This window comes from Mesorhizobium sp. M7A.F.Ca.CA.003.01.2.1 (assembly GCF_003998945.1).
GTDB lineage: Bacteria > Pseudomonadota > Alphaproteobacteria > Rhizobiales > Rhizobiaceae > Mesorhizobium > Mesorhizobium ciceri.
Genome location: NZ_RZRA01001608.1, coordinates 1 through 551 on the forward strand (window position 1 = coordinate 1; position 551 = coordinate 551).

Consider the following 551-nt stretch of genomic DNA (forward strand, 5'->3'; position numbering starts at 1 on the left):
GATTTGGAATACTAATATAATAGAATGTCAGAGGTCAAGGAGGTCAAGGCCGGAGACTGGATGAGGTCGTCATGAAAGACGGACCGGTCGCCACGTCGTTGGGGCATATCCGGGAAGCGACTGCCCGATAACGTTCCGGTCAATCGAGATGGAAGACCTCTCCCATGGCCGCCCACCATTCGCCGTCGGCGCGCGTCGGCAGCGGCGTCTGCATGGGGTCGCACAGTTCCCACCATTTGCGCATGGCCGGCGACTCGCTCATCCGCGCTGCATCCCTGGCGAAGTCGCTGCCGTGATACTCCCAGCAGGCGAACAGAAGGTTCTCCGGTTCGCGCAGGAAGATCGAATAGTTGCGGATGTTGGCGCGGCTGATGACGTCGAGCACTTCGGGCCAGACGGCGGCGTGGACGCGCTTGTAGTCCGCGATCGCCTCGGCTTTCACGCCGATACAAAGTCCCATTCTTTGCATGCTGGTTGCTCGCGGGGCTTCAGCCGAGAAGGTCGGCGGCGACTTCGAGCGTGTTGCGGAACGACGTCTCGAGATGATGTTC

At 60.6% G+C, this 551-nt stretch carries 1 protein-coding gene; it reads right to left on the reverse strand.

Annotation, left to right across the window (positions count from 1 at the left end; all coding sequences use genetic code 11):
- Positions 1 to 139 precede the first annotated feature (139 nt).
- The gene (locus tag EN969_RS34510) at positions 140 to 469 is read right to left on the reverse strand and encodes an L-rhamnose mutarotase (protein ID WP_063169853.1); all 330 of its coding nucleotides are present in this window, start codon (positions 467 to 469) and stop codon (positions 140 to 142) included.
- Between the last annotated feature and the right edge of the window lie 82 nt (positions 470 to 551).

Excerpts from the sequence above, each read along its gene's own strand:
- EN969_RS34510 (WP_063169853.1), bottom strand. The coding sequence starts at position 469 with ATGCAAAGAATGGGACTTTGTATCGGCGTGAAAGCCGAGGCGATCGCG.